Genomic DNA, 3567 nt, shown 5'->3' with positions numbered 1-3567 from the left:
TTTATCTGTCAAGTATTTTTTCTAGGCAGTCTCTCATGCTTATTTTGTTTGATTTGTCAAGTTCACATTATACCAAATTAGATGAGCTTACCCTGTATGAAACAATTCGAGAGTTTTTATCAGAAATATTTGTAGAAACTTCTGAGCGAATATTAAAATTTTCTTCAGTATTAAGCAATAAAGTAAAGTTAATCAAAATTGAGACACCTAATCTTAAGAATGCTCTCAAAGTGTTTGAAACAATTAATGATCGTGGAGTCGGTCTTAGTTCATTAGATTTACTGAAAAATTATTTGTTTATTAATATATCAACCCAATCAAATTCGAGTCCGAAGTTATATTGGGAAAAATTGAAAAAACAATGGGATAAGCTAACAAAAATATTACATATTTGTGGAGAGCATCCCATGCAATTTCTGCGTTATTATATCATGTCACATTATGAAATAAATTTACAAAATAACTTTCCTCAAGAAGCTGTATATGAATGGTTTGTTGAAAATAGTCACGAACATAAAATTCATGAGAATCCATTTAATTTTGTTGAACGTCTAGTCACTACAAGTGAATATTATGCAAATTTTGCCAAAGGAGAAAATATAGATGGCTCTATTAATCCATATCTTAAAAATATCAAAAGACTCCAAGGAAGATACAGTCAGCATTTTTTATTACTACTTGCGGGTAAGGATCTTCCTAAAGATTTATTTATAGAGCTTTGTCATCAAATTGAAAACTTATTGTTCGTATATACTATCACTCGCTCAACCCGTAAAGATGTGAATATGATTCGTAGTTTCTCGCAGTGGAGTAAAAACTTAAGAGAAGTTAAGACTTCTGAGCAATTAAAAGATTTTTTTGACAATAACTTTAAAGCTGAATTAGCTTCTCTATCTCTAGATTTTGATCTTGCCTTTCGTGGATTAACTGAGTCTAAGATAGCCAAATTTCGTATGCGTTACATACTAGCTAAACTAACTCAGTTCGTTGATGAACAGGCTTACAGTAATTCAAATTCACTAGATTGGTATTTGAACAAGTCAGTAACCATAGAACATATCTTGCCAAAATCTTCAAAAGAATATATAAAAGATGAATTTGATAAGCCTACAGAATATGATTCATATCTTGATAAGCTTGGCAACTTAATTCTTTTAGAAAAGACAATTAATAGTTCTATATCGGATAATACATTTGATGCTAAGAAAAATGGATATCGTGAATCTCAACTTTTATTAACTCGTTCCCTTGTAGAAAAACCTAACGTTGGAACAAATACACAGTTAAACCGCACTGTAAAATCTCTCAGCCTTTACCACTTTGATATTTGGGATTCAACAGCTATAGAGAAGCGTCAAGAGATGTTAACAAATTTAGCCAGACGAGTTTGGGGTTTAGATACTTAGTCTAGTATCCGATAGCATAAATATTATCGCAGAATGCCTTGTATGTTCAGGCGATGCAATATTACCGTTTACATCTCTCGAAGAGTCAATTTTTATTGCTATTGTCTGTAAGTGTTACATCTTCATATATAGCTGCGATCGCACAACGAAAATCAACGCTAGCTAAATGCAGTTCTTCTTGATAAAGGTAAAGTACCCAATGTCCTTCTTCATTGCGGCGGAAGCATTCTACACTCATTCCGTCTGGTGAAATTAGCACATATTCTTGTAGTGATTCTAAGTGTCGGTAGCTGGCAAATTTCTTCCCTCTGTCATAGCCTTCTGTTGACTCAGAAAGCACTTCGATAATTAAGGAAGGATAGCACTTAAAATATTCAAATTCTTTATCTCGGATATCGCAAGTTACCATTACATCAGGATAGAAATAGCGATTTATGACATCAATTTGTGCTTTCATATCTAACATATAAACACGGCAACTACTACCCCGGAGATGGTTTCGCAGCATGGCAAACAAGTTTCCTACTATAGTGACATGAGCATCACTTGCCCCTGCCATTGCGTAGACTTGCCCATCAATATACTCGTGTTTTATTCCACTTACTTTCTCGCCTTCTAAGTATTCCTCTTGAGAGATATAGTATTCACTTTGGCTAATTACCATTTTAGTATGTTAGTAGTTTTATCAAATATTTTAACCTATAAAACAAATCTAATGCGCGACAGCGCCACCAGTTGGCTTCACCTTTTTCAAGAATAAAACGGCAATGCCACTGAGTAACAAAGCAATGCCAATAAAGTAGAAACAATCGTTAAAAGCCATTACAAATGCTTCCCGGCGGACAATGTTAGATATGGATGCGATCGCCTGATTTTGTGCTGTACTCAAATCGGCTCCACGACTGATAAAATACTGTGTCATTTGGTCAATTCGCTGCTGAGTTTCTGGGTTATATAAAGATACTCCATCACCCAATCTATTCGAGTGAAATTGCTCTCTGTTAGTTAATAAAGTTGCTAAAGATGCAATTCCTATAGAACCGCCCAGATTCCGCATCATATTAAATAAACCACTCGCTGAACCTGCTTCTTTCTGACTCAATCCAGCAGTGGCGATAGAACTAAGCGGCACCATAATTAAAGGTTGTCCCATTGCACGGACAAATTGCGACCAGCGTAACTGATCTAATCCTGTTTGATTAGTCATTCCAGAGTTCATAAACGCACTGATGGAAAACAAAGTCACACCCACAGCCACCATTAACCGCACATCAATACGTTGCATCAATTTGGGGATGAGGGGAATAATAAATAGTTGGGGAATACCAGCCCAAATTAATACTTCACCAATTTGCAGCGCATTGTATTGTTGAATTTGGGCGAGATACAGAGGTAAAATATAAATTGAACCATACAATCCTATTCCCAGCGATACATTGACAATACTCGCTAAACCAAAGTTCCGCCTTAGCACAAGCCGTAAATTAATAAATGGTTGTTTACGAGTTAATTCTATAAAGAAAAACACGGCTAAAAAAATTACTGCGATCGCACTTAAGCGCACAATCAGCGTTGAACTAAACCAATCTTTGCGACTACCTTCTTCTAAAACAACTTGCAGAGAACCTAATCCAATAGCCATTGCAATAATTCCCCACCAGTCACCTTGTTTCAGTAAATTAATTTGGGGTTGTTCTTGCTTAATTCCATACCAAACGCCAGCCAGCATTAATACCCCTGGAATTACATTTATATAAAAGTTGTATTCCCAACCAAAATTTTCTGTTAACCAACCTCCCAATGTCGGGCCAATTGAGGGTGCAAAAACTGCACTAAAGCCAAATGCAGCCAGCCCAATTGATTGCTTAGATTGAGGTAAAGTCGTTAATACAACTGTCATAGCGGTGGGAATTAATACTCCTCCACTAAAACCTTGTAAGACCCGAAAGAAAATCATGGAATTGAGATCCCACGACCAACCACAGCATATAGAAAAGAAAATAAATAGGGCAGTATTCACTAACAGATAACGTCGCAGAGAAAACACCCGTGATAACCATCCTGTTAGAGGAATTACCACAATTTCTGCTACGAGATACGCCGTAGAAATCCAAGAACCCTCTTCTAGGGTTGCTCCTAAACTTGCTTGAATATCTTGCAG

The 3567-nt window shown here is 36.1% G+C and carries 3 protein-coding genes; 1 reads left to right on the top strand and 2 read right to left on the bottom strand.

The features are described from left to right. Nucleotides 1-1406: DUF262 domain-containing protein (locus ACYTXL_RS23935; protein ID WP_461926909.1), on the top strand; the 1406-nt coding region annotated here is incomplete at its 5' end. A gap of 85 nt (nt 1407-1491) precedes the next feature. Here the strand turns inward: ACYTXL_RS23935 and ACYTXL_RS23930 are convergent. Together ACYTXL_RS23930 and ACYTXL_RS23925 are read right to left on the bottom strand one after the other, a co-directional pair. After that, nucleotides 1492-2070: a Uma2 family endonuclease gene (locus ACYTXL_RS23930; RefSeq protein WP_461926908.1), complete on the bottom strand. Its 579-nt coding sequence runs from the start codon at nt 2068-2070 to the stop codon at nt 1492-1494. Between the two features lie 48 nt (nt 2071-2118). Next, nucleotides 2119-3567, bottom strand: a 1449-nt coding sequence (locus ACYTXL_RS23925) for a DHA2 family efflux MFS transporter permease subunit (protein ID WP_461926907.1), incomplete at its 5' end; no start/stop codon positions are given.

It is taken from the genome of Nostoc sp., assembly GCF_054880495.1.
This window is presented reverse-complemented; position numbering and strand designations above follow the sequence as displayed.